Origin of the sequence: Brachybacterium fresconis, from assembly GCF_017876515.1 — a bacterium.
Taxonomy (GTDB): Bacteria; Actinomycetota; Actinomycetes; order Actinomycetales; family Dermabacteraceae; genus Brachybacterium; species Brachybacterium fresconis.
Window position 1 is genome coordinate 2,740,633 of record NZ_JAGIOC010000001.1, and the last position, 26,919, is coordinate 2,767,551.

The 26,919-nt window shown below is 70.8% G+C and carries 23 protein-coding genes; 8 read left to right on the forward strand and 15 right to left on the reverse strand.

Going from position 1 to position 26,919, the window contains the following annotated elements; translation table 11 throughout:
* Positions 1 to 18 precede the first annotated feature (18 nt).
* Positions 19 to 1,164 (forward strand): SGNH/GDSL hydrolase family protein, encoded by a 1,146-nt coding sequence (locus tag JOF44_RS12395; RefSeq protein WP_209891728.1) that lies wholly within the window; start codon positions 19 to 21, stop codon positions 1,162 to 1,164.
* Positions 1,165 to 1,200: 36 nt separating this feature from the next.
* On the opposite strand, the gene JOF44_RS12400 is transcribed toward JOF44_RS12395, so the two are convergent.
* From JOF44_RS12400 to JOF44_RS12410, 3 genes are all read right to left on the reverse strand, one after another.
* A complete protein-coding gene (locus JOF44_RS12400; RefSeq protein WP_209891731.1) occupies positions 1,201 to 1,404 on the reverse strand; it encodes a hypothetical protein in 204 nt (67 codons plus the stop codon).
* Positions 1,404 to 2,393, reverse strand: a complete 990-nt coding sequence (locus JOF44_RS12405) for a hypothetical protein (RefSeq protein ID WP_209891733.1) — start codon at positions 2,391 to 2,393, stop codon at positions 1,404 to 1,406. The genes JOF44_RS12400 and JOF44_RS12405 overlap by 1 nt, the downstream gene beginning before the upstream one ends.
* Before the next feature lie 172 nt (positions 2,394 to 2,565).
* Positions 2,566 to 3,282 carry a DUF402 domain-containing protein gene (locus tag JOF44_RS12410; RefSeq protein WP_209891736.1) on the reverse strand — a complete coding sequence of 239 codons (717 nt, stop codon included), beginning with the start codon at positions 3,280 to 3,282 and terminating at the stop codon, positions 2,566 to 2,568.
* A 1,132-nt stretch (positions 3,283 to 4,414) separates the two neighbouring features.
* Here JOF44_RS12410 and JOF44_RS21000 point away from each other — a divergent pair.
* Together JOF44_RS21000 and JOF44_RS12415 are read left to right on the forward strand one after the other, a co-directional pair.
* Positions 4,415 to 4,546: a hypothetical protein gene (locus JOF44_RS21000; protein WP_281067094.1), complete on the forward strand. Its 132-nt coding sequence runs from the start codon at positions 4,415 to 4,417 to the stop codon at positions 4,544 to 4,546.
* 83 nt (positions 4,547 to 4,629) lie between these two features.
* On the forward strand, positions 4,630 to 5,382 hold the full coding sequence (locus JOF44_RS12415) for a PDDEXK nuclease domain-containing protein (protein ID WP_209891749.1): 753 nt from the start codon (positions 4,630 to 4,632) through the stop codon (positions 5,380 to 5,382).
* A gap of 113 nt (positions 5,383 to 5,495) precedes the next feature.
* Here JOF44_RS12415 and JOF44_RS12420 read toward each other — a convergent pair whose 3' ends face one another.
* Both JOF44_RS12420 and JOF44_RS12425 read right to left on the reverse strand, forming a co-directional pair.
* The gene (locus JOF44_RS12420) at positions 5,496 to 6,494 is read right to left on the reverse strand and encodes an HD domain-containing protein (protein ID WP_209891752.1); all 999 of its coding nucleotides are present in this window, start codon (positions 6,492 to 6,494) and stop codon (positions 5,496 to 5,498) included.
* Between the two features lie 69 nt (positions 6,495 to 6,563).
* Positions 6,564 to 7,340, reverse strand: a complete 777-nt coding sequence (locus JOF44_RS12425; RefSeq protein ID WP_209891755.1) for an SDR family oxidoreductase — start codon at positions 7,338 to 7,340, stop codon at positions 6,564 to 6,566.
* Positions 7,341 to 7,425: 85 nt separating this feature from the next.
* On the opposite strand from JOF44_RS12425, the gene larC reads away from it, so the two are divergent.
* Together larC and JOF44_RS12435 are read left to right on the forward strand one after the other, a co-directional pair.
* On the forward strand, positions 7,426 to 9,186 hold the full coding sequence (gene larC, locus JOF44_RS12430) for a nickel pincer cofactor biosynthesis protein LarC (RefSeq protein WP_281067095.1): 1,761 nt from the start codon (positions 7,426 to 7,428) through the stop codon (positions 9,184 to 9,186).
* Positions 9,187 to 9,229: 43 nt separating this feature from the next.
* Positions 9,230 to 9,688, forward strand: coding sequence for a cupin domain-containing protein (locus JOF44_RS12435; protein WP_209891758.1), 459 nt, complete (start codon positions 9,230 to 9,232; stop codon positions 9,686 to 9,688).
* A 61-nt stretch (positions 9,689 to 9,749) separates the two neighbouring features.
* Here the strand turns inward: JOF44_RS12435 and ppsA are convergent, their stop codons facing one another.
* From ppsA to JOF44_RS12465, 6 genes are all read right to left on the reverse strand, one after another.
* Positions 9,750 to 12,137 (reverse strand): phosphoenolpyruvate synthase, encoded by a 2,388-nt coding sequence (gene ppsA / locus JOF44_RS12440; protein WP_209891761.1) that lies wholly within the window; start codon positions 12,135 to 12,137, stop codon positions 9,750 to 9,752.
* 51 nt (positions 12,138 to 12,188) lie between these two features.
* Positions 12,189 to 13,034: a pyruvate, water dikinase regulatory protein gene (locus JOF44_RS12445; protein ID WP_209895978.1), complete on the reverse strand. Its 846-nt coding sequence runs from the start codon at positions 13,032 to 13,034 to the stop codon at positions 12,189 to 12,191.
* A gap of 515 nt (positions 13,035 to 13,549) precedes the next feature.
* Positions 13,550 to 14,257 (reverse strand): class I SAM-dependent methyltransferase, encoded by a 708-nt coding sequence (locus JOF44_RS12450; protein WP_209891763.1) that lies wholly within the window; start codon positions 14,255 to 14,257, stop codon positions 13,550 to 13,552.
* A gap of 235 nt (positions 14,258 to 14,492) precedes the next feature.
* Positions 14,493 to 15,533, reverse strand: a complete 1,041-nt coding sequence (locus JOF44_RS12455) for a hemolysin family protein (RefSeq protein WP_209891767.1) — start codon at positions 15,531 to 15,533, stop codon at positions 14,493 to 14,495.
* Positions 15,530 to 17,038 (reverse strand): hemolysin family protein, encoded by a 1,509-nt coding sequence (locus JOF44_RS12460; RefSeq protein WP_209891770.1) that lies wholly within the window; start codon positions 17,036 to 17,038, stop codon positions 15,530 to 15,532. Before JOF44_RS12460 ends, JOF44_RS12455 begins: the two co-directional genes overlap by 4 nt.
* A 237-nt stretch (positions 17,039 to 17,275) precedes the next feature.
* Positions 17,276 to 17,962 (reverse strand): alpha/beta hydrolase, encoded by a 687-nt coding sequence (locus JOF44_RS12465; RefSeq protein WP_209891774.1) that lies wholly within the window; start codon positions 17,960 to 17,962, stop codon positions 17,276 to 17,278.
* Positions 17,963 to 18,367: 405 nt separating this feature from the next.
* Here JOF44_RS12465 and JOF44_RS12470 point away from each other — a divergent pair, with 405 nt between their 5' ends.
* Entirely contained in the window at positions 18,368 to 20,074 is a 1,707-nt protein-coding gene (locus JOF44_RS12470) for a glycoside hydrolase domain-containing protein (RefSeq protein ID WP_342591772.1), read from the forward strand.
* 69 nt (positions 20,075 to 20,143) lie between these two features.
* Here the strand turns inward: JOF44_RS12470 and JOF44_RS12475 are convergent, their stop codons facing one another.
* The 4 genes from JOF44_RS12475 to JOF44_RS12490 form a co-directional block, all read right to left on the reverse strand.
* Positions 20,144 to 20,548: a hypothetical protein gene (locus tag JOF44_RS12475; RefSeq protein WP_209891780.1), complete on the reverse strand. Its 405-nt coding sequence runs from the start codon at positions 20,546 to 20,548 to the stop codon at positions 20,144 to 20,146.
* 66 nt (positions 20,549 to 20,614) lie between these two features.
* On the reverse strand, positions 20,615 to 21,169 hold the full coding sequence (locus tag JOF44_RS12480; RefSeq protein WP_209891784.1) for a type 1 glutamine amidotransferase domain-containing protein: 555 nt from the start codon (positions 21,167 to 21,169) through the stop codon (positions 20,615 to 20,617).
* 236 nt (positions 21,170 to 21,405) lie between these two features.
* Positions 21,406 to 22,737, reverse strand: a complete 1,332-nt coding sequence (locus JOF44_RS12485) for a mechanosensitive ion channel (protein ID WP_342591773.1) — start codon at positions 22,735 to 22,737, stop codon at positions 21,406 to 21,408.
* A gap of 251 nt (positions 22,738 to 22,988) precedes the next feature.
* Positions 22,989 to 24,569, reverse strand: coding sequence for a protein adenylyltransferase SelO (locus JOF44_RS12490; protein WP_209891787.1), 1,581 nt, complete (start codon positions 24,567 to 24,569; stop codon positions 22,989 to 22,991).
* A 144-nt stretch (positions 24,570 to 24,713) separates the two neighbouring features.
* On the opposite strand from JOF44_RS12490, the gene JOF44_RS12495 reads away from it, so the two are divergent.
* Both JOF44_RS12495 and JOF44_RS12500 read left to right on the forward strand, forming a co-directional pair.
* Complete coding sequence (locus JOF44_RS12495) at positions 24,714 to 25,925, forward strand: ROK family protein (RefSeq protein ID WP_245348937.1); 1,212 nt, start codon at positions 24,714 to 24,716, stop codon at positions 25,923 to 25,925.
* A 93-nt stretch (positions 25,926 to 26,018) separates the two neighbouring features.
* Positions 26,019 to 26,918, forward strand: a complete 900-nt coding sequence (locus JOF44_RS12500) for a sugar phosphate isomerase/epimerase family protein (protein WP_209891790.1) — start codon at positions 26,019 to 26,021, stop codon at positions 26,916 to 26,918.
* Position 26,919: the final 1 nt, after the last annotated feature.

The window sequence follows — 26,919 nt, forward strand, 5'->3', positions numbered from 1 at the left end:
TGGGCGTACGTTGCGAACATGCACTCCGTACCCCTCACCCTCGATCTCGTACGCGGCCTCGCCGAGCTCGAACCGACGCCTCGCGGACTGCGCACCCACCGTCTACCCGCCTGGGCCCGTGCGCAGTTCCCGGATCCGCAGCTGCTGGCCATGGAGCACCAGCCCTCCGGTGCCCGACTCGCCCTGCGCACGCGCTCCCAGCAGCTCGAGCTCGAGCTGCACTCGACGCGGGTGGCCTTCCGCGGAGCGGAACGGCCTCGCGGCCGGGTCGACATGGTGATCGACGGAGAGCTCGTGCTCAGCGACCCGCTCACCGGCGGGGACGCTCTCGACGTCGACCTGGCCACGGGCGAATCCGCCCTGCAGCCGGGGCCGACGCACCGCGCCGTCGTGTCCGACCTGGGGCCCGAGGAGAAGGAGATCGAGCTCTGGCTCCCCCACAACGAGGGGATCGAGCTGGTCGCGCTCCGGGCGGACGGGCCCGTCATGCCGCTCGAGCCGGACGGGCAGCCGGGCTGGGTCCACTACGGCAGCTCCATCAGCCAAGGCTCCAACGCCGCCGCGCCCACGCAGATCTGGCCCGTCATCGCCGCCCGCGCGGCCGGGATGAAGCTGCGGAACCTGGGCCTGGGCGGCAGCGCGTTGGTGGATCCGTTCGTGGCCCGGACGATCCGCGACGCCCCGGCCGACGTCATCTCGCTGGAGCTCGGCATCAACATCGTCAACCTCGACGGTTTCCGTCGACGCACCCTCGTGCCCGCCGTCCACGGATTCCTCGACACCATCCGCGAGGGTCATCCCCACACGCCGATCCACCTCGTCACCCCGCTGTTCTGCGGCATCCACGAGCACACCCCCGGGCCCGGCACCGTCGACCCCGCCTCGATCGGCACGGACCAGGTGCGCTTCGCCGCCTCCGGCACCGAGGGCGACACGGAGTTGGGCCGGCTCACTCTGACGGTGATCCGCGAGGCGCTCGACGAGGTCGTCGGCCGACGGAACGATGAGAGTCTGCACCTCGTCGACGGTCTCGCGCTGTACGGCGAGGCCGACGCGGTCGAGCATCCGCTGCCGGACGCCCTTCATCCGGACACGGCGACCCATCGGCTGATCGGCGAGCGCTTCGCCGCGCAGGTGCTCGGCGCGGGGGCGCGAGCCGAGTGATGGGACGGGCCGCTCCGGGACGGTCGAGCACACCCTTCACTGCATGCGGCGTGATTTCCAGGCATGAGCCTTCAGGACAACCGCGGCTTCGATGTCCGGAATCCTCGTGCTGTACTCGATGCTGCGCCCGTCGCGGAGCTCGGCCGTCACGTCGAGAAGCAGCGGCTCGCCCAGCTCGTCCGCGTTGCTCATCGAGGCCACGCGCAGCGCGCGCGACGGCGAAATGGTCGACTCGCTCATCATCCGTCCCCCGTGAGAAGCCGCGAGACCTGTTGCGCTGCCTCGCCGCTGTCCTGGTCTCCGCTCATCAGCAGATCCCAGTGGACGATCGCAGCGTCCGCGATCGGGAAGCCGTCGGACCCTTCCGCCTCCTCGACGTGTGGGGCGAGACGCCAGAGTGTCGGATCGCGAGGCACGCAGGTGATGAGGGTCGCCTCCCCCAGCGGCGCAGGGACGAAGCCGTCGTCGGAGAGGTCGATGGGCCCGGCGACGTATACCCGCCCTCGCATCGGGAGCTTCCAGGGAGCGAGCCTGTCGGCGCCGACGTCGCCACTCACCAAAGCGGGCACCTCGAGCAGCGCCGCGATGTTCACGACCTGGTCGACCTGCTCCGTCACGGGGTCCAGGCCGTACCAGCCGAACTCCTGCCCGCCTGGGCCGGGGTACTCGCTGCGCCAGTGCTCGAGCAGGCGAGCTCGATCTGGGGCGAGCAGCCCCTTGCCCTCGTCGGTCACGAGTCCCTGCAGCGCCTGGGCGGCGCGGGAGACCGACTGCTGGGTGGTCCCGAGAGCCTCTGCGATCACCGGTTGTCGGTTCGGACTCGGCGTGAGCAGCAGGTAGCGCTGCAGCGCCCAACGGACCCACGCAGGCCGGCCCGTCTGCTCCCGTGGCCGCCTTCGCAGTGATGGAGCAGACGCCGCCTCGTAGGTACGGCCAGCGTGGATGAGCCGGGTCGGCTCGGCAGTGAGGATGTCGAATTCGCCGGCCTCGGCGCGCTCGACCACGCCAGGGGTCGCGGATCGTCCGACGTGCAGCACGCGGCGATCCGCGCTCGTCTGGGGGGAGGCGTCGATCCGGATCTGGCGAGCATTGAGGCTCTCGGTCGGCACCGAAGGCGTGACTTCGAAGGACGTGCGATCCGGTGTGCGCAAGAGCCAGCTCGATCGCGAGGAACCCTCCGTGACCAGCACGTCGAGTTCGTGCAGCAGATTCGCTACATCAACTGACATCGATCCTCCAACAACTTCAGTCACGCCGGACGTGACTGTGCGTGTTGGACAATTCCATCGTGGATCTGTAAGGGGCGCTACCTCAGGTGCCACCGTCGCGAGTCAGCAGGCCGACGAGCCCGAGACCGACCCAGCTGCACGTTCCCGCTGAGCGACCACTGCCCGCCTCGCGTCATCCTCCGTGCACCGCGCGGTGGTCGAGCTCCCGCCATCCCACAGGCAAGGGGACCGGCCCGAGATCGTCGGAAGGCAGGCACTGCTCCCAGTCGGCGTCGAACGGCCACGCCCCCTCCACGAAGGCCTGCCGCAGGCGCCGCCCCTGCTCGCGGATGCGTTCCACCTCGGCCGCGGTGGTCGCACCGATCCGCAGGAGGTGCTCGAGCTCGTCGTCGTCCTTGAACTCGACGCTCCAGGACTCCGTCCCGGGCGTCCCGACGCCCACGACGTCGAGCACCCAGTCCTGGGTGTCGAACCCGATCGGGGACCGCTGCCAGGGGCACTCGAGATTGCCGTACCAGTCCCCGGTCCAGGAGCGACCGTCGTGCCATCGCCAGATCGACCAGTTCTCGCCGCGGGCGTGGACACGGATCACCGTGGCGCCACGCCAGGTCGTCTCCTCGTGCGTGCCGTCCCAGTCCAGCGGCGCCACCAGCCGATCACGGGGCCCCTCGGCACGACCCGCGCGGCGAGCCATCCCCGACCCCACCGGGGTGGCGACCACGGAGAACTCCTCGGAATCGGCGATCACGATTCCCGCGACCGCGAAGCTGGGCGCGGGGCTCGCCGAGGGCCGATTCCTGATGCTGCGCAGCGCGACCCGCGTGCCCGGAGCGAAGGGGGCGAGCTGCGGGACGGGCTCCGGGACGGGGACATGCGCGGAGAAGGTCACGCCCGAACCCTACGCACCAGCTGGCAGCCCCGTGTCGCGGAGACCCGCATCGTGGCACGGGAGATCGGCGCGGTGGGCCGACGTCAGCGGAAGGTCTTCTTGAAGTGGGTCGCTGAGTCCTCGTACCCCATCGACCGATAGCCTCGATATTTCATCGGTCTGATCAGCGGGGGCGGTCGGCGTCGTTGCCGATGTTCAGCTGCCGATTCTGTCGTTCGAGTATGACGGTTCGTCGCAGTGCCCGTTGCGAGAGATCGTGTTCCACTCTCGAGAAGAGGTTCTGCTGGTCGTAGGGACGGGTGGAGCACCTGGTCAGGTCTGTGCGACGGCGGTGCGCAGCCAGTTCGTGCCGGTCAGGACGGTGCAGGCTTCGGGAGCGTGCTGTCCAGTCAGTTCTGCGACCCATGCCCCGTCGCGGATCCCATCGGTGCCGGTGTCGTGGACGGGAGCCCATGCCTTCGCCTCATCGAGACGATTCAGCAGGTCAGGCGTGCTTGCGGGGAGGATGCTCCGACCGAGCAGGCCGGACGTTGCCGGTGGAGCCAGCCTGTGACGTCCATGGTGCCGCCTGGGCCTGTGCCTGCACCACGTACTTGACGTGGGACACGTCAGCGCACGAGATACCCTGTGGCAACTCGTTGTCCGCCACCGAAAGAGAACCCCATGCGGCACGCTTGGAAGATCGCTACGGTCTTCATCCTTATTGGGCTCTCCGCCCTTTGGCTTCGATCGTCGATGGTCATTCCAGATAGCCTGGCAGTGCCAGCCGCTCTAGTGGGCGCTGTAGGCTTTTCCAGTTTTATTTTAATCGGAGCTCTCACGCGGAAGCAGAGATGACATTCTGCTGCCGACGTCACATGACGTGAGTATTCAGAAAATAAGCGACTCAGCGAGGGTCGCGAATGATTTGCTTCTGCTACACGGACCCCCGTTGTTTCGCCATCGCAATGACGACGTCCCGCGATGCTATTGTGTGATCATCGCAAGTGTTCGTCAATTATGTGCACCGAGATATGCCATTCAGTGCCCGAAGACCTCTACCATCTCGGTTCGAAAGTTCCGCGATGACGGCTGCGTGAGAAGATGCCGGCCCGGCACAGACTCCCATGGCGGAAACCTGGAAGTTGCCAGCGTGACTCAGCGGCGGCTGGTCATCGACGGGGAGAACGCGACTCTGCAGGCGGGAAGGGAGCTCCATGGGTGGGCGTCCCGGCGCGCCGACCGGGAGCTGAGCGACATGGAGCTGCGGGCCGCCCGCCGCTGACCCACCCCGGTCGACGTCGGAGCGCCGGGTCTCTCACGACCGTTCGATCCCGTGTGTCGGACCCGGCGGACACCGTCCGGGACATGGCTGACCTGGTGCCCGACGACTACGCCTCGACGCTCGAAGAGCTGAAACAGCACGTTCACCACGCTCGCTTCAGGGCGCAGCGCGCTGCGCACACTGAACTGTTGCGGTTGTACTGGCGCATCGGCAGGACGAGCCTGGACCGGCAGGCACAGCAGGCCTGGGGATCGAAGGTGCTCCAGCGGCTCGCAGCCAACCTGCGCGCCGAGTTCCCCACGATGAAGGGCTTCTCGCGACGAAATCTCCTCTATATGCGAGCGTTCGCCGAGGCCTGGTCGTCGGAGGACGAGATTGTGCAACGCGGCGTTGCACATTTGCCGTGGGGTCACGTCATCGAGCTCCTGAGCAAGCTCGATGACTCGGAGTTGCGCGACTGGTATGCCGGCCAGGACGCCCAGCACGGCTGGACCAGGCCCGTGCTCGTCCATCAGATCAGGACCCGCCTGCATGAACGCGAATCGGCAGCCCCGTCGAACTTCCCGACCGCGCTCGACGGCAGAGATTCCGACCTCGCCCAACAGCTCACGAAGGACCCCTACACCCGGGATTTCCTCGCCCTCGACAGCGACGCATGCGAACGGGAGCCCGAGGAAAGGCTGGTCACGCGGATCATCGAGACGTTGCGAGAGCTCGGACCGGGGTTCGCCTTCGTCGGCCGCCAGGTGCACTTCGACGTGGACGGCGACGACTTCTACGTCGATCTGCTGTTCTTCCACGTCGAACAGCTGCGCTACGTGGTGATCGAGCTGTAGGCAGAGCGATTCGACCCGCGCGACACTGGTCAGCTCGGGTTCTACGCGGACGGTGCCGGGCCACGGGGACGACGACTCCGCTGACGCTCACGGATCACGAGGTCGCCGCGCCTTCAGCGCCGGATCACGAACTCCAGCGGCAGCTCCGCGGTCAGGGCCTCGATCTCCGGATCCCGCAGCACCTCGCCGTCGACGGTGGGCAGGTCGAGGTAGCCGCGGCTGATGCGGTGGATGAGATGGGTTCCCTCCGCTGGCGAGCTCCCGTTGCGCAGCACCTGCCAGGCCCCGGGGTCCTCCCGCAGGCGTCGGGCATCAGCGCTGGTCGCGGGGCACTCGGCGAGCGCAGCCCACAGCTCGGCGTCGGTCATCTCGACCAGCCGTTCGAGAGACAGCGCCCCGCCCGGCGCCGCCAGCGCGGTCGAGACGAGGTCGCGCAGCACGGCGACCGCCAGGACGTCGGCCCAGGAGCGCTGGGCCCGGGCCTCCGCGGCGACCAGGCGGGCGAGCTCGGCCGCGGTCTCGCGGTCGGTGTCGACGGTGCCGTCGTCCAGGCGCAGACGGCGCAGCATTCTCGCCGGCAGATCCCGCGTTCGTCCGTGGGCCTGGCCGCTGCGCAGGAAGGAGTCGAGATGGTCGAGCTTCATCGTGCCCGGACGGCTGCCCAGCGGCGAGGGGATCTCCCCCTCGTCGATCGCGATGATCTGCTCGGGGGAGATCCCCTGCGGTTCGAGCAGCGGACGCAGCGCGAGGATCCGCTGGTGGGAAAGGTCGTGGTGGTCCAGGCCCTCGATCCCCTCGAGGGTGTGGCTGTACGGCAGGTGGCCCACGTCGTGCAGCAGCGCCGCGATCCGCGACGCCTGGTCGTCGGGGGCGAAGTGCGCCACCAGGGCGAGCAGTCCGAGGGAATGCTCGAGCCGCGAATAGGTCTGGGTGGTCGTCAGCGCCGCGGCCCCGGCATGAGCGATATGGGCGAGGCGGCGCACCCGGGCATGGTCCAGCAGCCCGCGCTCGAGCGGGCTGAGCTCCACCTCGATCCGCCACAGCGGGTCGAACCAGCGGCCGTCCAGCCCCAGGGTGTCCGCGGCATCGGCCGCATTCGTCGTCGTCTCCACGAGGGTCCACGCTAATGGGTCATGGCGTCGCCCGGGCCTGGGCCCGCAGATCCACCACCCGCCGTGCGGTCAACCCTCGTCGTCGGCGAGCCACTGCACGAGGGTGAGCTCGTCGACGATCCCGTCGGCGGGGACGAGTCCGCCGTCCGCCATCCCCCGGCCCAGATAGGGAAGCTGCCACAGCACGCGGGGCCGGCGCCCGCCGATGCTGCCGCGAGAGGAGAGGATCGCCCGGGCGATCTCACGGGTGGTCGCGACCTCGGGGCCGCGCACCGTGAGGGTGCGGGAGTGCGGGTCGTCGGTGGAATCCTCGATCTCGTCGGCGATGTGGGCGGCAGCCCTCCTCGCCGACAGCGCCGCCATGGTCATGGTGGGCAGCACCGAGACGGGGCCGATCGAGGCGCGGCGGACCACGTCGTCCATCAGTTCGAACCATTGGGTGGAATGGATGATCGTGACCCTCTCGCCGCTGCTCGCGTACACCTGCTCCTGTGCGGCCTTGCCCTGGTAGTAGCCCATCAGGCGGTTCACGGCCGGGTCCGCGGCCCCGGCGATCGAGACGCACACGATCCTCCCGACGCCCTCCTGCCGGACGGTGCGGACGACGTGCTGTGCGGTGCCCTCGAAGAAGGCACGGGCGGTGGCGGCGCGCAGCGCCTCGAGATTCAGGCAGTCCACGACGACGTCGGCCCCGCCCAGCGCCTCGCGCAGTCCGACGCCGGTACGGGCGTCGACGCCGGTGCGGCGGCTCGCCCGCCGCACCTCGTGCCCCCGCTCCTCCAGCTGCTCGGCCAGCCGCGATCCGATGGTCCCTGCCGCCCCGAGCACCGTGATGATCATGGTCATCATCGTCCTCCGGCGGCCGACGGGCGGCAAGGGCGGGTACGGATCACGACGGCACCGCCCGGCCCCCGAGGCCTACGATCGATCCATGGTGCCGACCCCGTTCCCCGTCCCACCCGCCGAGCGCATGCCCTCGCTCGAGGGATCGACGCCGCCCGGGCACGCCCTCGGCCGCCTCGCCTACATCGACGCCACCGCCGGCATCGCCGGGGACATGCTGCTGGGGGCGCTGATCGATGCCGGCGCCGACCTCGACGGGGCCCAGCGGGTGCTCGATGCGCTGGTTCCCGGATCGGTGCGCTTCGTGCGCCGCGAGGTGGACCGTGCCGGTCAGCGCGCCACCAAGGTGGACGTCGAGGTGCTGGTCGACGATCCGCCGCATCGCACCTGGTCCTCGATCAGGGCGATGCTCGAACGCGCGCGAGCCCTCGACGAGGCGCCCGCCCGCACGATCGACCTGTCGCTGGCGGTGTTCACCCGCCTGGCCGAGGCGGAGGGCGCGACCCACGGCGTGGCACCGGACGAGGTCCACTTCCACGAGGTGGGGGCACTGGACTCCTTGGCCGACGTGATCGGGGCCTGCGAAGCCTGGCGCCAGCTCGGCATCACGATGGGGGTGGGCAGCGTGATCGCGGTGGGCAGCGGGCGCATCCGCGCCGCCCACGGCGACATCCCGGTGCCGGTCCCGGCCGTGGTGCGCCTCGCGACGGGATGGCCGACGGTCGCCGGCGAGCTGCTGCCACCGCGCGGGCACGGGCCGGCTCACCAGCACGACCATCCGCACGGCGACGGTGACCGTCCACCCCACGACGGCCAGGAGCCCGCCCCGACAGGGGTGCACCATCACTCCCCCTCTCCCGACCACGCCGCGTCCGGCCTCACGGTCCCGGACTCCGATGCCCCTGTGCCCGAGCACGTCGCCGGCGGGCCGCACGAGCACGGCGGTCGACGGGTCCCGCCGGGCGTCGCCCCCGGCATCGGCGAGCTCGCCACCCCCACCGGCGTCGCCCTGATGCGCAGCCTGGCCGCCTCCGCGGGGCCACAGCCGATGCTGGCCACCGAGGCGGTGGGCGTCGGCGCCGGCACCAAGGACACCCCGGGTCGGCCGAACGTCGTGCGGGTGGTCCTCGGCCGCCCGGGATACGGCGAACCCGACCAGGCCGGCTCCCACCAGGGCGGCTCCCACCCGGCTGGTGGCTCCCCCCAGGTCGGCTCCCACCAGGCCGGCTCCCACCCGTCCGGTGCCCATCAGGGCGACTCCATCGATCATCGGACCGAGCATGCGGTCGGGACGGGGTCGGCCGATCCCTCCGCCCTGGCAGCCTCCGAGCTGCCGACCGGACGGACCGCGGCGGCCGCGTCGAGCGGGGTCGCCGCCGACGCCCACGACACCCCGACGTCCGCCCTGCAGCTGGAGGCGAACGTCGACGACCTCGACCCGCGGCTGTGGCCCGGCGTGCTCGAGGAGCTGTTCGCCCACGGCGCGCTGGACGCCTGGCTGACGCCGATCACGATGAAGCACGGCCGTCCGGCCGTCACCGTGCACGCACTGGTCAGAGAGGATTCCGCGGGCAGCACGGCGGCGCTGCTGATGGACCGCACCGGCACGCTCGGGGTGCGGATGCACCGGGTGGAGCGTCTGATCCGCACCCGCGAGTTCACCGAGATCGAGGTGCGCGGGCAGAAGATCGCGGTGAAGATTGCCCGTGACCAGGACGGCACCGTGGTGCGCCGCGAGCCGGAGTTCCGGGACGTCGCCGCGGCGGCCCGGGTGCTGGGGATCAGCGAGCGCGCGATGCTCGATCTGGCGAAGGATTCCGCCGCGGACCTGACGGATCCGCGGAACTGATCGATACTGGGCAGGGACCGCCCCCGCTCACTTGGAGGTTTCCATGTCTGCCCTGTCCGACGCGATCACCCAGGCCATCGACCGCGCCCGCAAGGCCGAGAACGGCCGTCACGCCGAACTGCTGGTCAACGACGGTCCGCTGCGACAGACCGTCATCGCCCTGAGGCAGGGCGTGCGACTGGCCGAGCACAACTCCCCGCCCGCCGCCTCGATCCAGGTGATCCGCGGCGTCGTGAAGGTCACCGGCGAGGAGGAGGCCGTCCTGGAGACCGGCTTCATCGAGGCCCTGACCCATCACCTTCACGCCGTCGAGGCGCTGGACGACTCCGTGTTCCTGCTGACCACGGTCACCTCCGTCCCCGGCTCGGAGAGCCACGGCGGACACATGAGCACCACCGGTGAGCTCCTTCCCGTGCGCGAGGAGGAGATGACCGATTCCGAGCAGGCCACCGCCCACGCAGAGATGGACCACGAGTCCGGCGGCGGACGCAGCGACAGCTGAGCTCGCTCAGGGCGCGTCCATCTTCCTGAGCTCCTACCGCTCGTCCCTCGCATTACGTCGCTCAGGCCGCGTCGTCCGCCTGCCCGGCCAGGCGCAGCCAGGTGTTCACCACCGTGTCGGGGTTCAGGGACATCGAGGTGATGCCCTGCTCCATGAGCCACTGCGCGAAGTCGGGGTGGTCGGAGGGGCCCTGCCCGCAGATGCCGACGTACTTGCCGGCCGTCCTGCAGGCCTCGATAGCGCGGGAGAGCATGAACAGCACGGCGGGATCGCGCTCGTCGAAGGCGTCGGCGACCAGACCGGAGTCCCGGTCCAGACCGAGGGTCAGCTGGGTCATGTCGTTCGAGCCGATGGAGAAACCGTCGAAGTGCTCGAGGAACTGCTCGGGGATCGCAGCGTTCGAGGGGATCTCGCACATCATGATCACCTCGAGCCCGTTCTCCCCGCGCACCAGACCGTTGCCGGCCAGAAGGTCGATGACACCCTTGCCCTCGGCGGGGGTGCGCACGAAGGGGATCATGAGCTTGACGTTGGACAGCCCCATCTCCTCGCGCACGTACCGCAGCGCCTCGCACTCCATCGCGAAGCAGTCCGCGAAGTCCTCCGAGAGGTAGCGGCTCGCGCCGCGGTACCCGATCATCGGGTTCTCCTCGTGCGGCTCGAACAGGTTCCCGCCCAGCAGGTTCGCGTACTCGTTGGACTTGAAGTCGCTCATCCGCACGATCACCGGCTCCGGGGCGAAGGCGGCGGCGATCGTGGCCACCCCCTCCGCGACGCGCTGGATGAAGAACTCCCGCGGTGAAGGGTAGGCGGCGACCTGTGCGCTCACCTCGGCCGCGAGCGCCGGCTCCTGGGTGCGCAGACGGTCCAGCTCGAGCAGGGCGCGGGGGTGGATGCCGATCTGGCGGTTCACGATGAACTCCAACCGCGCCAGGCCCACGCCGGCGTGCGGCAGCCGGGAGAAGGCGAAGGCCTGCGCCGGCGTGCCGACGTTCATCATGATCTTCGTGTCCAGCTCCGGCATGGAGTCCACCTCGCTGGTGGCGACGGTGAAATCGAGCGTCCCGTCGTAGACGAAGCCGGTGTCGCCCTCGGCGGCGGAGACGGTGACCTCCTCGCCGTCGGCCAGCTCGCGGGTCGCGCCGCCGGTGCCGACCACGGCCGGGATCCCCAACTCGCGGGCGATGATCGCGGCATGGCAGGTACGGCCGCCGCGATTGGTGACGATCGCGCTGGCGCGCTTCATGATCGGCTCCCAGTCGGGGTCGGTCATGTCCGCGACCAGCACCTCGCCGGGGACGAAGTCGTGCATGCGCTCGATCGACGTCATCACCCGCACCGGGCCGGCCCCGATCTTCGCGCCGATCGCACGGCCCTCGACGCGGACGCTGCCGCGAGAGGTCAGGTGGTACTTCTCCAACGTGCTGCCGGCGCGGGACTGCACGGTCTCGGGGCGGGCCTGGAGGATGTACAGCCCGCCGTCGGCGCCGTCGAGCCCCCATTCGACGTCCATGGGGCGCCCGTAGTGCTCCTCGATGATCAGCGCCTGCCGGGCGAGCGCGGTGACCTGCTCGTCGGTCAGGGACAGGCGCGTCCTCTCGGCGGGGTCGACCTCGACGAACTCGGTGGTGCGGCCGACGGCGGGGTCGTCGGTGTAGACCATCTTGGTGGCCTTCTCGCCGACGGTGCGCTGGAGGATCGCCGGGCGGTCCTCGCGCAGCCCGGGCTTGTACACGTAGAACTCGTCGGGGTTGACCGCTCCCTGGACCACGCCCTCCCCCAGCCCGAAGGCGGAGGTGATGAACACGGCCTGGTCGTACCCGGATTCGGTGTCGACGGTGAACAGCACACCGCTGGAGCCGAGGTCGGAGCGGACCATCTTCTGCACCCCGGCGCTCAGCGCCACGGCGGCGTGCTCGAAGCTGTGGTGGACGCGATAGGCGATCGCCCGATCGTTGTACAGCGAAGCGAAGACCTCGCGGATCGCAGCGAGCACCGCGTCGATGCCGCGCACGTTCAGGAAGGTCTCCTGCTGGCCGGCGAAGGATGCGTCGGGCAGATCCTCCGCGGTCGCGGAGGAGCGCACGGCGAAGGACGCCTCGGCGCCGCTGCCCGCGGCGAGGCGCTCGTAGGCCTCGCGGATCTCCGCCTCGAGCTGCGCGGGGAAGGGCTGGGCGATCACCATCTCGCGGATCTCGCGGCCGGCGGCGGCCAGCGCCACCGTGTCCTCGGTGTCCAGCCCGCCCAGCTGCTTCTCGATCCGCTCGGCGAGCCCTGTGGCGCCGAGGAATTCGCGATAGGCGTCGGCCGTGGTGGCGAAGCCGTCGGGGACCTGCACGCCGAGCCGGGCGAGGTTCGAGACCATCTCGCCGAGCGAGGCGTTCTTGCCGCCGACCTGCTCGAGGTCGGTCATCGCGAGGTCGGAGTACCAGCGGATCGTGGGGGTCATGTCGTGCTCCTTCCGACGGCGGCGCTGCCGCCGCGGGGTGGGCGAGGGGAGTCAGCTGCGGGGTCGACGGGTGGCGAGGGATTGGAGGATGCGGGTGGACATCTCCTCGACGGAGGTCGCCGAGGAGTCGATCGAGTCGATGGCGTAGCGGCGATAGAGGCGGCGGGCCCCCTCCAGCTCCCAGCGGGTCTGCTCCAGGGAGGCGTAGCGCGAGTTCGCACGGCGTTCGCCGCGGACCTCCGAGAGCCGCTGCGCAGAGGTCTCCAGGCCGAAGCAGCGATCGGAGAGCTCGGCGATCGCACCGGGCAGGCGACCGTCCTCGAAGTCCTCGTCGACCAGCGGATAGTTCGCGACGAACAGGCCGTGCAGCAGGGCGAGATACATGCTGGTGGGGGTCTTGCCGCAGCGGGAGGGGGCGATGAGGATGACGTCGGCCTTCTCCAGGGCCCGCACGGACTGGCCGTCGTCGTGCTCGATGGTGAACTCGACGGCCTGCATGCGGCGGTTGTACCGGCCCATGTCGCCCACGCCGTGCAGGCGGGCCGGAGCGTGGTCGCCGCTGACCCCGAGCTGGGCCTCGAGCTGCGCCAGCGGCCCGGAGACGAAGTCGACGACGGTGGCTCGGGTGCGCAGCAGCACCGCACGGACGGCCTCGTCGACAGCGGTGAGGAACACGATCGGCGGCGCCGGCCCGTCGGCGGCGGCATCGAGCATGGCCAGCACCTTCTCCGCTTCCTCCAGGGTACGCAGGAAGGGGACCCGGTGGCGCTCGAACGGGATCGACGGGAACTGCAGCAGCAGGGCGTTGCCCATGGACTCGGCGCTGATGCCGGTCGAGTCGGAGACGAAGTAGACGGGCACGGACGGCTTGTCGGCCATCGACGGCTGGTCGGCCATCGACGACTGGTCGGCCATCGACGACTGGTCGGGCATCGACGGCTGGTCGCGCATCAGCCACCTCCTGTCTCTGGCGTCGTCGCCGGGATGGGCACACCGTACCGACGGAATGCGCGAGGACCAGGCCTGACGGCGTGTCCGTGGCCCAGTTCACCTGCCGAAGCGCATGGCGTGCGCGAACCCCGGCGGATCACCGCGCGTTCGGTCACGACCGGGCACGGGCTCGAGGCCGGGAGCACGGCGCGTCCGCACCCCGCTCGCCCCGGGTGACCTCTCGCCCCGGCCCGCACCCCACTCATCCCAGCCAGAACCCCGCTCATCCCGGCCCAAAACCCGCTCACCCCCGGCGCGAAACCCGCTCACCCCCGGCGCGAAACCCGCTCACCCCCGGCGCGAAATCCGCTCACCCCCGGTGACCTCTACGTTCTCGGTGCCAAGATGGACGGTGGCACCGAGAACGCAGATCTCGAAGGACAGATTCGGCACGCAGCCGGGAACTGACGGGCCTGAAGGGATCAGGCGCGCTCGAGGATGGCGACCAGGAACTGCCCGTCCGCCGGGCGCAGGTCCCAGGAGGAGAAGCGCTGGGCGAGGCGCAGCCCGGCCGCTGCGGCGTCGGCCTCGAAGTCGGCCATCTCGTAGCCGCGATCGAGCCCGAAACCGACCACCAGGCGCCCGTCGTCCGCGAGGTGCTCGGCGAGGCGGGCCAGGGCCGGGCGACGCTCGCTGCCGGCGAGGAAGGTGAGCACGTTGCCGGCGCTGAGGGCCAGGTCGAACTGCTCGCGCTGCCCCTCCGCGTCCCGCAGGTCGAGCTCTGCGAGGTTCCCGACCTCCCAGCGGGCCGCGGGATGGTCCTCGCGGGCGACGTCGATCAGGTGCGCATCGAGATCGACGCCGACGACACGGTGACCGGCGCGGGCCAGATGCCCGCCGAGGCGTCCGCTGCCGCAGCCGGCGTCGAGGATCCGGGCACCCCGCGGCGCCATGGCGTCGATCAGCCGGGCCTCACCGTAGATGTCCTGGCCGGAGGCCTCGATCCGTCGCCAGCGCTCGGCGTAACCGCGCGCGTGCTCCGGGTTGCGCCGGACCGCGGCGGTCCAGAGGTTCTCGGCCGGGCCGGGACCCGCCGCGCCCGGCGGCACCGCCTCTGACGCGCCCGCAGAGGAGCCACGCGAGGAATCGGGGGACGATTGCGGCTGAGCGCCGCCGAGAGGGATGGTCATCTCCCCATCGTGGCCCACCTGGCCACATGATGGAGCCTCCGGCAGCACGCGAGCCCGCGATACCAGGAGCCTCCCGTCGGGCGAGCCGGGGCGCTGAGCCGAGCCGGGACGAGCCGGGACGTCGAGCTCTGCGTCGTCGTTCCCAAAACCAGCTATGGGAACAAGAGCGCAGAACTCGGCTGAGAAGGGGCGGAGGCTCGGGAACGGGCGGGGCCGACCCGCCCGCCGCACCTGTTCAGGCGGCCATGCGGGAGTCGTCGCGGATCTGGCCCACGAGCTCCTCGAGCATGTCCTCCAGGGTGACGATGCCGACCACGGCGCCGTTCTCGTCGGTGGCGGCGCCGAGGTGCGCGCCGGTGCCCTGCATCGTGGTCAGCGCCTGGCGCAGGGGCTCGTCGGCGCCGATCTCCGGCAGTGCGCGCAGGCGCTCGGTGGGGATCGGGTCGTCGCGATGCTCCTGCACGGAGTCCAGCAGGTCCTTGATGTGGACATAGCCGGTCAGGCGCCCCTCGGCGGTCCGCACCGGGAAACGGGAGAAGCCCTCGACCGCGGCGGTCTCGGCCTCGGCGGCGGTGACCCCTTCGGGCAGGGACGAGATCTTCTCCAGCGGGATCACCAGGTTGGCCACGCTGCGGGCTTCGAAGCGCAGCGCCCCCAGCAGCAGCGCCTCGTCGTTGTCCTCCAGCAGTCCGCCCTCGCGGGACTCGCTGACCATGGCGGCCACCTCGTTGCGGGTGAACACGCTGGTCACCTCGCTCTTCGGGGTGACGCCGAGCATCCGCAGCACGAGGTTGCCGCTGGCGTTGAGCAGCCACAGCAGCGGGCGCAGCACCGTCACGATGCCCATCAGCAGCGGTGCCAGGATCAGAGCCATCCGCTCCGGACCGGCCAAGGCGATGTTCTTGGGCACCATCTCGCCGAAGACGACGTGGAGGTAGGTGACCAGGGCCAGGGCGATCGCGAAGGAGATCGGATGGACGAGCGCGCCGGGCACGCCGAGCGCGTCGAAGGGTGCCTCCAGCAGGTGGGCGATGGCCGGTTCGCTGATCGCGCCGAGCGCCAGCGAGCACACCGTGATGCCCATCTGGGCGCCCGCCATCATCAGCGAGACGTGCTCCATGGCGTAGATCGTGATCTTAGCGGTCCACCGTCCTTCGAGGGCCTTGGGCTCGATCACGGCACGGCGGGCGGAGATCAGCGAGAATTCCGCGCCGACGAAGAAAGCGTTCAGCGCCAGCAGCAGGAGGGTCAGGCCGAGGCCGAGTCCGGTGCTCATCGGCTCACCTCGCTGGTCTCGGGCGCAGCGACCGCATGATGCTCGAGCGCCACCCTCTTCTCGTCCCCGGGGCTAGCGGAGCCCTTGTCGGAGCCCTTGTCCGAGTCCTTGACGGAGCCCTTGTTCGAGTCCTTGCCCGTGCGCTCGTCCTTCTCCGTGCCGTCGTCCTCGGCGTCGGCGCGCTCGACCTTCACGTGGACGGTCTCGATGCGCATGCCGTCGACCTCGGTGACCTCGATGCGCAGCTGCGCGAGCTCCTCGCCGGGGGCGGGGTCGGTGTCGACGACGATCTCGTCGCCCACCTCTGCGAGCCGTCCGAGTTCGAGGGTGACCAGACCGGCGAGGGTGTCGTAGTCCTCGTGCTCGGGCACGGTGACGCCGAGGCGCTCGGTGGCCTCGTCGGGCCGCATCCGGGCGTCCAGGTCCCAGGAGCCGTCGGGCTCGGGGGTGTCGTCCCTCTCGTCGTCGTGCTCGTCGCGCACCTCGCCGACGATCTCCTCGACCAGGTCCTCGAGCGTGATCAGTCCGGCGTGGTCCCCGAACTCGTCGACCACCACGGCCATCTGCAGACCGCCGCCGCGCAGCGTGTCCATGAGGTCGTCCAGCGGCACCGTGTCGGGCACGAACGTGGCGATGCCCATGACGGCATCGACCCGGGTGGCGGACCGTTCGTCGAAGGGGACGGCCAGGCCATGGCGGATGTGTGCGACGCCGGCGATCTCGTTCTCGTCGGTCAGCACGGGGAACCGGGAGTGACCGGTGCTGCGGGCCAGCTCCAGCATGTCGGCGACGGTGTCGTCCTCGTCCAGGGAGTCCATCCGGCCGCGCGGCACCATCGCGTCGTGGGCGCGACGGTCTCCGAAGGCGAGAGTGCGCTGGACCAGCGAGGCGGTCTCCTCCGCGAGGGCGCCCTCGTCGGCCGAGCGCTTGACCAGGGCGGAGAGCTCCTCGGCGCTGCGGGCGGAGCCGAGCTCCTCCTGCGGCTCGACGCCCAGGGCCCGCACCACGGCATTCGCGTTGCCGTTGAACAGGCGGATCGGCAGAGCGAAGACCTTCGTGAAGATGCGCTGGAAGCCGACGACCATCTTCGCGGTGCGCAGTGGCTGGGCGATCGCCATGTTCTTGGGGACCAGCTCGCCGAAGATCATGGTCGCGCCGGTGGCGAGCACGAGAGCGATCGTCACGGACACGGAGCGGGCTGCGACCGTACCCAGGCCCATGTCCACCAGGGCCGGGCCGATCAGCGCGGCGATCGCCGGTTCCGCGAGGAAGCCGATGCCCAGGTTGGTCACGGTGATGCCGAGCTGGGCGCCCGAGAGCTGGGTGGAGAGGGTCTTCATCCCCTCCAGCACGCCCCCGGCGCGCTTGTCGCCCCCGTCGACGGCGGCTTCGACGTCGTTGCGGTTGGCGGTGATCAGGGAGAACTCGGCGGCGACGAAGCCGCCGCAGGCGAGGACGAGCAGGAGTCCGATACCCAGGGATATGAGGGGACCGATCAGGTCCATGGACGGGTTCCCCCGGTCAGTGCATGTCGTGTCAGGCCCGAAGGCCTGGGACTGTCACTGGGGGCGTCGCTGGCGGCGCTCATGGTCTCCTGGTGCTCCTCATGATCCGCTCCGGCTCTCGGTGCGGGATGACGAAATGCTACAGCGCGGTCCCTGGGCGCGGGAGGGGTTGTGGATGCGAGGTCCGACGCACTGGGACGGCTCGCCCCCGTTCTCGGGCACGGGTCGGCGTACGGCTCAGAGCTCCGCGGCCCGCCTCTGCAGGAAGCTCGCGACGGCCCGCAGCTCGATCTCGTCGACCGCGTGGCCGAGGTGGGGCCGGCGCTCCTCCTCGAGGCGGGTGTGCGCGGTGAGGAACTCGCGCGTCGCCTCCTCCGTCTCGGGATCGAAGTGCGGGTCGAGTCCGCCGTGACCCCACAGCACCGGCGGCGCCACCTCGGCGAGCGGCGCATCGCCCGGCATCGGCGCGGGGAACGGGGCACCGGAGAGCTGGACGATCCACGCGAGGGCCAGAGGGTCCCGTCGCAGCAGCTGGAGGGCGAGGAATCCTCCCTGGGAGAAGCCGATGGCGCCCGCCACGGTCGTCCCCTGCTCCGCCTGCTCGGCGATCCAGCTCTCGACGGCGGTGGCCGAGACCTCGAGGGTCTCGGGGCGGGCGGCGTCCAGAGGCCAGCCCATCCAGGCGTAGCCCTGCACGTAGCGGTAGATGCCGCGCAGGGAGGCGTAGGTGAAGTCCTTCGGCAGGAACGGGACGAGGCCCGTGAGGTCCTCCTCGTGACTGCCCAGGCCGTGCAGGAGGATCACCAGCGGCTTGTCGGCCGATCCGTCGGACCCGGCACCGGGCGGGTCGAGGCGCACCACGGCGGACTCGTCGATGCGCGGCGAGATCAGCTCGACCGACGGGGGAGGGGGCGAGTTCGTCATGACCCGAGCGTAATGGCGCGCGCCGCGGACGTGCTCCCCGCGCTTCCGGGCAGGGAAGGACCCGCAGGTTGCGCATCTGCGCTGGTCGGATGGACGGTGTCCGACCCCTGCGGGTCCCGGCAGCTCGGTGGTATTCGCTGCGCGTCCGTCGATCTGGGGGCCCGCCGACGGCGGGTCAGGTCGATGGTCGCCTCAGCGGCGAGCCACCTCACATGTCCGATAAGAAATCATTCTTTGGACCACCTCCCTTCCTGTGTCCCTCCACCGTAGGACCGGCCCGACGACGGCGCAATGGATTAATCGCCGTGCTCTCGGCGCAGCTCCGACCCGCGGGGCCCCTGTCCCCGGACCGATCGCCGTGCTTGGATGGGCAGCGGCCCGTCGTCGCCGATGAGGAGCGCATCCGTGCAGTCCGTCCTGACCGATTCCCTGGAGAAGGTGCTCGGGGGGACCGCCCCGCGCCCCGCCGAACTGATCGGGGGCGCGCACGCCTCCGGGTTCCTGGGTGAGGTGCTGTCCGTGCAGGTCGCCGTGCTGCTCGAGGAGCACGACGCCCCGGACACCGCCTCCGCGGACCGGCTCGCCCACGCGCCCCGCGACCTCGAGGATGCCTCCGCGGTGGTGGCCGTCCACCTCGCCGGGGACCTCGCCGAGCGGGCCCGCGTGCACGTGGTGCGGCGGGTCCCCGTCTCCTCCCCCGCCCCCGAGAACCCCGATGAGCACTACCTGGCCACCGAGCCGGGCGAGTACCCGGACCTGCTCGAACCGGTCACCGACCGGACCGCACGCCTCACCCCGGGGATCTGGGAGGCGCTGTGGATCGATATCACGCCCGAGGGCCCGTCCGACGGCGGGCCCCACGACCTCGCCGTCACGCTCACCAGCGCCGACGGGGAGCACCTGCTGGCCGAGCACACGGTGCACCTGCGCGTCCACCCCCACCGTCTGCCGCCGCTGGCCATCACGAACACGCACTGGTTCCATGCCGACTGCCTGGCGACCCATTACGACGTGGCGGTGTTCTCCGAGCGGCACTGGGAGCTCATCGAGGCCTTTCTCGCCTCGGCGCGCGAGATGGATGTGAACTCTGTGCTCACCCCGACCTGGACGCCGCCGCTGGACACCGCCGAAGGGTACACGCGCCCGGTGGTCCAGCTGGTGGGGATCCACGAGGTGGAGGGTCGGTACGACGTCGACTTCCACCGGTTGGACCGCTGGCTGGGGATCTGCCGCGACCTGGGATTCACCGGGATCGAGATCGCGCACCTGTTCACCCAGTGGGGCGCCCGCGCCACCCCCGCGATCCAGGTGGAGACCGCGGCAGGGCTCGAGGACCGTTTCGGCTGGCACGTCCCGGCGACCTCCCCCGCCTACCGTCGGCTGCTCGAGGCGCTGATCCCGGCGCTGCGCGAGCATCTCGCGGAGCAGTGGGACGGTCAGGTGCTCTGGCACATCAGCGACGAGCCGGGCCAGGACCACCTCGCGGACTACCGTGCGGCGAAGGCGCAGGTCGCGGACCTGCTCGAGGGCGCGCAGGTGGTCGATGCGCTGAGCTCGCTGGACTTCGCCGCCCGTGGCGTGGTGGAGACACCGATCGTGGCGACCGACCACGTCGGGGCGTTCCTCGAGGCCGGGTGGACGCCGTGGGTGTACTACTGCGTCTCCCAGAACCGGGACGTCGCGAACCGGTTCATCGCGCTGCCCTCGGTGCGCAGCCGGGTGCTGGGCCGCCAGCTGTTCGCCTTCGACGCCCCCGGGTTCCTGCACTGGGGCTACAACTTCTGGTACTCGCAGTTCTCCCTGAAGACGATCGACCCGTTCCAGGACACCTGCGCGGGCGGTCCGTTCTTCGGCGGCGACCCCTTCGCGGTCTACCCCGGGCCCGACGGCACGGCGTGGCTCTCGATCCGGCACCGCGTCTTCGCGCAGGCCATGGCGGACCATCGCGCGCTGACCTGGCTGGCGGAGCTCACCGACCGCCCCAGCACGAAGGCGCTGATCGACGAGGGCGGCACCCTGACCTATTCTTCGTTCTCCTATGAAGTCGGCGCCCACCTGCGCTCCCGGCAGGCGGCCGACGAGAAGATCCTCGCCGCTCTCGCCGCGCGCTGATCCCGCCGCCGGCGGCCCGCGCCGGAGCCGCCCGACCCCGTCGGATGCGCGCAGGCCGGCCGACGGGCCTCAGGCCTCGGGGTCGGCGAGGTCCCGGTCGGTGCCCAGAGCATCGCCATCGGTCCCGGCGAGCTGGTCGAGCTCCTCATCGTCGATGTCGCTCTCCATCCGGTCCTCGTCACGATTGCCCTGCTCGGCGGCGACCGCGTCCTCGGTGCCGCGTTCACGGTCCTCGTCGAAGCCGTAGCCGTCGGCGTTGCGGGAGTCCGAGCCCTCGGCGACGACCCGATCGGTCTCCAGGGCGTCGTCGATGCTCACGTCACCGGGCTCCTCCTCGTCCGGGCGGGCGTACTCGTCCTCGCTGGTCTCGGCCAGCAGCTCGGTGTCCTCGTCGGTCGTCGGATCCTGGGCGCCCTCCGGAGAGGTGGCCTCCTCCTCCCAGGCGGCGGACTCGGGGTCGTAGGGGTCGGTCATGGTGTTCCTCCTGACGTCGGGACGAGCGGGTCACGCGATACCGCCGGGGTGGTCCCGGGCGGCGGCTCAGGTCAGCGCATCGAGGATCGCGCGGTGGAACGCGTCGAGATCGTCGGGCGAACGCGAGGTGATCAGCCGGAAGCCGCCGGAGTCGTCGAGGACGACCTCCTCGTCGACCCACTCCGCGCCGGCATTGACCATGTCGGTGCGGATCGTGGGCACGGAGGTGAGCCGACGGCCGTCGACGAGCCCGGACTCCACCAGGATCCAGGGTGCATGGCAGATGGCGGCGACGGGCCTGCCGGCCTCCGCGACGCCGCGCACGAGCGACTGGACGGTCTCGTCGGTGCGCAGGGCGTCGCCGTTCAGGGTGCCGCCGGGGAGCACGAGGGCGTCGAAGTCGTTCGCCTGCACGGCGTCGTAGGTGGTGTCGACGGGGACCTCGGGGCCGAGGTCGTGATCGAGCACGAGGGTCTGGATGGTCCCTGACTCCGTGGCGGCGACGGTGACGGTCGCCCCCGCCTCGCGCAGCGCTTCCAGGGGCCGCCGGATCTCGTCGGTCTCGGTGCCGAAGTTGCTGGAGAGCAGGAGGATCGTACGATCTGCGAGTGGGCCTGGCATGGCTTCTCCTTCCGTCGGACGAATCGACGGCGGGGCCTGCGTGCGGCGACGTCGGCCCCGTCCCGCCGGGGCTCCGACCGTAGCACCGGCAGGTGGGGTGCGTCCCGACCGATCGGTGCAGGATGACGGCGGACGCGAGCGCACGAGGCGGACGCGGTGAGGCGCGCCGAGGCCGCCCTGGACAGGGTCCAGGGCGGCCTCGGAGTCGTGCCTGCGGGTCGGGCCCGAGGCGGGGGTCAGGCGTCCGGCGGCGGGGGCACCGAGGTGCCGGCCGACGGGGCAGGTCCGGAGCCCGCAGCAGGCTTCGAGTGGGCGGAGCCCTTGGTGTTCTCGAGCTTGGCGAGCTGGCGGGCGGCGGCGTCGCGACCACCGAGGCCGAAGGCCAGCACTGCGGCGGCGGCACCACCGATCACCAGGGCGCCGAAGGCCATCTCGATGATCGAGTCGGCCACGCCCATGGACTGCAGGCCCATGGCGGTGAACAGGATGATGATCGCCCAGCGCACGATGGTCGAGGCGGTGCCGGTGAGGATCTTGCCGACGATCATGGCGATGAAGAAGCCGGCGGCGATGATCGCACCGCCGAACAGCACGTTGCCGCCGAGGGCGAGGATCTCGCTGAGGATCGCGGTGATCTGCGGGATGCCGAGCACCTGGGCGCCCATCACGGCGAAGAACAGCACCACGGCGATCTCGACGATGCGCAGCACGGTCGGGGTGGCGGAGGAGCCCTGCGGCAGGATCTCCTGCTTGGTCAGCCACGCATCGACGCCGGAGCCGTCGAGGATCGGACGGAACAGACCGGAGACGAAGCGTCCGATCAGCACACCGATCCCCACCAGCACCACTGCGGCGATGATGTTCGGGATGGCGGTGAACACGCCGGTGAGCATCGCGGACGCCGGCTCGGAGATCGAGGCGATTCCGAGGATCTGCAGAGCCGCGATCGACACCACGATCATGATCAGCGCGAACACGACGGACCCGAGGATCTCGGGGACCTTGGACGCCTCCTTGCCGGGCTGGCCGGGCTGGTCGGGCTGGCCGGGCTGGCCGGGCTGGCCGGGCTGGCCCTGGTGATCGGGGTGGCCGGCCTGCGCCGGAGCGCTGGTGACACCGCCGGTGGCCTTCTCGAAGCCGGACTGGGCGGTGCCCAGCAGCTTGCCGAAGTCCACGGCGTTCAGCGCGGTCACGATCAGGGCCCGGACGATCTTCGCGATCGTCAGGCCGATGATGAACACGAACACGGCGCCGATGATGTTGGGGATGAAGCTCAGGCCCTGCTCGAGCATTCCGATCACTGGCGAGAGCACCTGCGAGAGCTGGAAGATGCCCAGGATGATGATCAGGCCCAGCAGCCACACCACCATCGAGGCGATGGTGCCGATCGAGTTGCCGAGACCTGCGCCGTCCACACCGGGACGCTGCAATGCCGGCACCTTCTGCGTCAGTTTGGCGACTCCGCCTTTGACCACGGCGGCCAGGATGGCGGTGATGATCAGGATGACGATGGCGGCCAGGATCTTCAATCCGAGCCCTGCCCAATCGATGGTGGATAGCGCGTCCACGATGTCCTCCGGTTATCTCGGGGGTCGGGATGGTCACCGATCACCGGTCGGCAGAGGAGCACCGCACCGCGATCGGTCGAAGACCCTTCAGCGGATCCTCAGGATGAGCATGGACTATTCCGCTTTTCAGGTCCAGACGTGCAGGTGAGGCGCATCACGTCGATGCTGCGAAGCGGAGCGTGTGTCCGATTGCGGGTGAATTCTTTGTTTCCGGCCCGGCCACGATGATCATCGCCCGAGAATGCGCGCTCTCAGGTCCCGCAGAAGGTCATGAAGTGTTCTCCGCCGTCGCCGGGGCCTTCGAGGTGGGCGTGCTCCGCGTGATGCTCGAAGGGCCGACGGACCGCCTCCAGCAGGGTCCTCACCGGCTCGAGATCACCGAGGTGCGCGGCGCGCAGGGCGGCGTCGAGGTGCACGTTGCGCGGGATGTGGACCGGGTTCGTGCGTGCCATCGCGTCCTCGGCGGCGACGGCCGACGGGCCGGTCCCGCGCAGGGCGAGCAGCCGCTGATGCCAGGCCTCGAAGGGTGCGGGGTCGGAGAACAGCGAGGCCGGATCGGCATCGGTCAGGGCGCGGAAGAAGCCGGTGTGGTCGACCTGCTGCTCCTCGAGGAGGACGGCGAGGTCGGCGCCGAGGTCCTGGATCCTCGCGAGATGCTGATCAGCTCCGGGGTCCGGCCCGCCGGCCGCGGTGCCCTCCCCCTGGGTCGGCGAGCTGTCGACCCGGTCCGACTCCGCCCCCAGCGGGATGCCGAGCTTCGCGGCCAGGCCCCGCGCGTACGCGGCGCGGTAGTGGCCCTCGTAGCGCTCGAGCACGGCGGTGGCCTGCTCGACGGCGACGTTCGGATCTCCCTCGTCGACGAGCTCGAGCAGCGTCTCGGCACAGCGCGAGAGGTTCCACAGGGCGATGCCGGGCTGATGGCCGTAGGCGTAGCGTCCACCGCGGTCGATCGAGCTGAACACGGCGTCGCGGCGATGGACGTCGAGGAAGGCGCACGGCCCGTAGTCGATGCCCTCGCCGGACAGCGCCATGTTGTCCGTGTTCATGACGCCGTGGACGAAGCCGACCAGCATCCACTGCGCCATCAGCTCCGCCTGGGCCCGCATCACCGCCTCGAGCAGGGCCAGCGGAGGACTCGCGGCCCCTTCGGCCGCCGGATGATGGCGCTCGATGGCGTGGGTGACCAGCGCCCGGCGGACCCCGAGGTCGTGGTGCCAGGCGGCGTACTCCAGGGTGCCGACGCGCAGGTGACTCGCGGCCGCGCGCACCAGCAGTCCACCCGGCTCGGGGGTCACGCCCTGGCGGGGAGCGATCTGCTCCCCGGTGGTCAGCACCGCGAGGGCGCGGGTGGTGGGGATGCCGAGGGCGTGCAGGGATTCGCCGACGACCGCCTCCCGGAGCATCGGACCCAGTGGGGCCTTCCCGTCCCCGGCCCGGGCGAAGGGGGTGGCGCCGGCGCCCTTGAGGTGCAGGTCGCGGCGATCTCCGCGGGTGTCGACGAGGTCGCCCAGCAGCACGGCGCGGCCGTCGCCGAGCTGCGGGTTCGCGCTGCCGAACTGGTGTCCGGCGTATGCCTGGGCCGTGGTGAACGGATGCTCCGGCGCATCGGATCCGGGGGCCAGGGAGCGACCGTCGGCGGCGAGCTGCCCGGTCAGCAGGGCGATGCCCTCCGGTCCCCGCAGCCAGGCCGCGTCATAGCCGAGCTCGGCGGCGAGGTCCTCGTTCAGCCAGACCAGCTCGGCAGCGGGCGGGACGTCGGACTGCCAGGGCACGGACAGCTCCGGGACCGCGGCCGCATAGCTCTGGTGCAGCACCGGTTCATCCAACAGCATCGCCTCCTGCCCCCACGCTACCGCCGCGCGCGACGCCCGCGCTCTTGACACCGCACGGCGTCGGGCGAAGACTGGACCCGCATTGTGCAACCGGGTTTCAGAAGACGGGTCCGGATGCCGCGACCACGACGGCGAGGGAGCTCGATGATGACGGCCGACGACGCCGCGTCCGCAGCGCGCCCTGACTCCGGCCCGGGAACGGCCGTGCGGCAGGGCAACGCCCGGGACTGCGTGCTCACGCTGCGCGGCGCCTCCGGAGCGCTGACCATCGGCGAGCTCTCCGCCGCCACGGGCCTGTCCCGACCGACCGTCGAGAGCGTCCTGCAGGACCTCATCGCCGCCGGCCCGATCGCTCCGGTCCCCGCCGCCGACGTCGCCGGCCGGCGTGGTCGCCCCGCCCGCCGCTTCGCCCTGGACCCCGACGCGGCGACCGTCGCGGCCCTCGACCTCGGCGAGCGCACCGTGAGCTGCCTGATCACCGATGCGCTCGGCGCAGTCCTCTCCCGGAGCACGGTGGCGGTCGAGAGCGGGGACCACCTCGCGGCGATCGGGCGGGCGATCGGACGCACCGGGTCGCGGCCGGACGTCGTCGGTCTCGCCGTACCGGGAATCCTCGCCGCCGACGGCCGCCTGACCCGCAGCCTCGCGATGGACGACCTCGTCGGCCGCGACCTCGCCGCGGAGGTCTCGGGGCTGCTGGACTGCTCGGTGGTGGTCGAGAACGACATCAAGCTCGCCGCCCTCGCGGAACGTCACCTTGGCCCGCCGGCGAACTCCATCGCCTACGTGCAGATCGGTCATCGTCTCTCGGTGGCCCTCATCGTGGACGGGGCGATCCTGCAGGGCAGCCACCGCCTGGCCGGCGAGCTCGGCAGTCAGCGCGGGATGCGCTGGACCAGCACCTCGCGGCGCGGACGGCTGACCTGGTCCACCGGGGACGAGGCGAAGCCGCTGCTGGAGCGGGCCGCGGCCGGGGAGGAGATCGCCCGGCGCGAGATCGAGCAGTTCTGCGCGGAGATCGCGCCGCGGCTGGCCACCGTGGCGCTGACGGTCGATCCCGAGCTGGTGGTCGTCGGCGGCGGGCTGTCGCGCCAGGGCGAGACCCTGCTCGATCCGCTGCGACGCAGCCTGCACCACCTGCTGATGACCCCGGAGCGGCCCGAGGTGGTGGCCGCCCGGCTGACCACGGACGGCTCGCTGATCGGCGCGCTCGGCCGGGCCTTCGAGCACGGTTCCGCCCGCATCGCCGGAGTGCCCGGCGTGCCGGCGCCCTGGCCGCAGTTCCTCGCCCCGATCCCGTCGGACGGCGCCACCACGACGACCCCGAACCCCTCGGAGGCGCGCCCCGCCCCCTGATCTTCGACCACACCGGCCCACCAGCGCACCAGCGCACCAGCGCACCAGCGCACCAGCCCGAGACCACCACATCCCCGATCGCGAAGGATCCCCATGACCCCCGGCATCCGCCTCGGTTTCAGCTCCTACAGCTTCCACAGCAAGCTCGCCACCGGCGAGATGACCCTGCCCGAGGTGATCGACTGGGTCGCCGCGAGCGAGGGCGAGCATCTCGAACTCGCCTCCCTCGGCGACGATCCGGGCGCCCCGATCCCCAACATCGCCTCCGACCCCGCCTACGTCGAGCAGATCCGCGCCCACGCCGAGCAGGCCGAGGTGACACTGTCCACCCTGGCGATCGGCGCGGACTTCGTCACCGACGACCCCGCGGAGCTCACCGCGCAGATCGATCGCGTGAGGGCCCACGTGGACCTCGCCGACCGTCTGGGGATCCGCCAGATGCGCCACGACGTGGTCGCTCACGCCGGGCGCGAGGGGGACGACACCCCGCTGTTCGAGAAAGCGCTGCCCTCGATCGTCGCGGCCAGCAAGGAGATCGCGCAGTACGCCGCGACGAAGGGCGTCACCACCAGCCTCGAGAACCACGGCTTCTTCGTGCAGGCCGCGGACCGGGTGCGGCGGATCATCCACGCCGTCGACGAGCCCACCTTCCGCACCACCGTGGACGTGGGCAACTTCGTGTGCGTCGACGAGGACCCGACGGTCTCCGTCCCGCAGAACCTGCCGTACGCGATGGTCGTCCACCTCAAGGATTTCTACATCCGCCCGGCCGATGCCGATCCCGGCGAGGGCTGGTTCCGCAGCCGGGGCGGGAAGCACCTGCGCGGTGCCGTCGTCGGAAACGGCGACATCGACCTGCGCTCGGTGGCCCGCTCGATCCGCACCTCCGGGTACACCGGCTTCGTCTCGATCGAGTTCGAGGGCTGGGAGGACTGCCTCCTGGGCTGCGAGCGCGGCCTGGCCAATGCCCGTCGCCTGCTCGAGATCCCCTGAC

What these genes read in the sequence shown, in the direction of transcription:
- JOF44_RS12490 (WP_209891787.1), bottom strand. Translation starts at nt 24,569, where the DNA reads ATGCTGTTGGATGAACCGGTGCTGCACCAGAGCTATGCGGCCGCGGTC.
- larC (WP_281067095.1), top strand. Translation starts at nt 7,426, where the DNA reads ATGGTGCCGACCCCGTTCCCCGTCCCACCCGCCGAGCGCATGCCCTCG.
- JOF44_RS12415 (WP_209891749.1), top strand. Translation starts at nt 4,630, where the DNA reads ATGGCTGACCTGGTGCCCGACGACTACGCCTCGACGCTCGAAGAGCTG.
- JOF44_RS12455 (WP_209891767.1), bottom strand. Translation starts at nt 15,533, where the DNA reads ATGAGCACCGGACTCGGCCTCGGCCTGACCCTCCTGCTGCTGGCGCTG.
- JOF44_RS12495 (WP_245348937.1), top strand. Translation starts at nt 24,714, where the DNA reads ATGATGACGGCCGACGACGCCGCGTCCGCAGCGCGCCCTGACTCCGGC.
- JOF44_RS12450 (WP_209891763.1), bottom strand. Translation starts at nt 14,257, where the DNA reads ATGACCATCCCTCTCGGCGGCGCTCAGCCGCAATCGTCCCCCGATTCC.
- ppsA (WP_209891761.1), bottom strand. Translation starts at nt 12,137, where the DNA reads ATGACCCCCACGATCCGCTGGTACTCCGACCTCGCGATGACCGACCTC.
- JOF44_RS12395 (WP_209891728.1), top strand. Translation starts at nt 19, where the DNA reads ATGCACTCCGTACCCCTCACCCTCGATCTCGTACGCGGCCTCGCCGAG.
- JOF44_RS12500 (WP_209891790.1), top strand. Translation starts at nt 26,019, where the DNA reads ATGACCCCCGGCATCCGCCTCGGTTTCAGCTCCTACAGCTTCCACAGC.
- JOF44_RS12445 (WP_209895978.1), bottom strand. Translation starts at nt 13,034, where the DNA reads ATGGCCGACCAGCCGTCGATGGCCGACAAGCCGTCCGTGCCCGTCTAC.
- JOF44_RS12405 (WP_209891733.1), bottom strand. Translation starts at nt 2,393, where the DNA reads ATGTCAGTTGATGTAGCGAATCTGCTGCACGAACTCGACGTGCTGGTC.
- JOF44_RS12480 (WP_209891784.1), bottom strand. Translation starts at nt 21,169, where the DNA reads ATGCCAGGCCCACTCGCAGATCGTACGATCCTCCTGCTCTCCAGCAAC.
- JOF44_RS12465 (WP_209891774.1), bottom strand. Translation starts at nt 17,962, where the DNA reads ATGACGAACTCGCCCCCTCCCCCGTCGGTCGAGCTGATCTCGCCGCGC.
- JOF44_RS12460 (WP_209891770.1), bottom strand. Translation starts at nt 17,038, where the DNA reads ATGGACCTGATCGGTCCCCTCATATCCCTGGGTATCGGACTCCTGCTC.
- JOF44_RS12475 (WP_209891780.1), bottom strand. Translation starts at nt 20,548, where the DNA reads ATGACCGACCCCTACGACCCCGAGTCCGCCGCCTGGGAGGAGGAGGCC.
- JOF44_RS12400 (WP_209891731.1), bottom strand. Translation starts at nt 1,404, where the DNA reads ATGAGCGAGTCGACCATTTCGCCGTCGCGCGCGCTGCGCGTGGCCTCG.
- JOF44_RS12435 (WP_209891758.1), top strand. Translation starts at nt 9,230, where the DNA reads ATGTCTGCCCTGTCCGACGCGATCACCCAGGCCATCGACCGCGCCCGC.
- JOF44_RS12425 (WP_209891755.1), bottom strand. Translation starts at nt 7,340, where the DNA reads ATGACCATGATCATCACGGTGCTCGGGGCGGCAGGGACCATCGGATCG.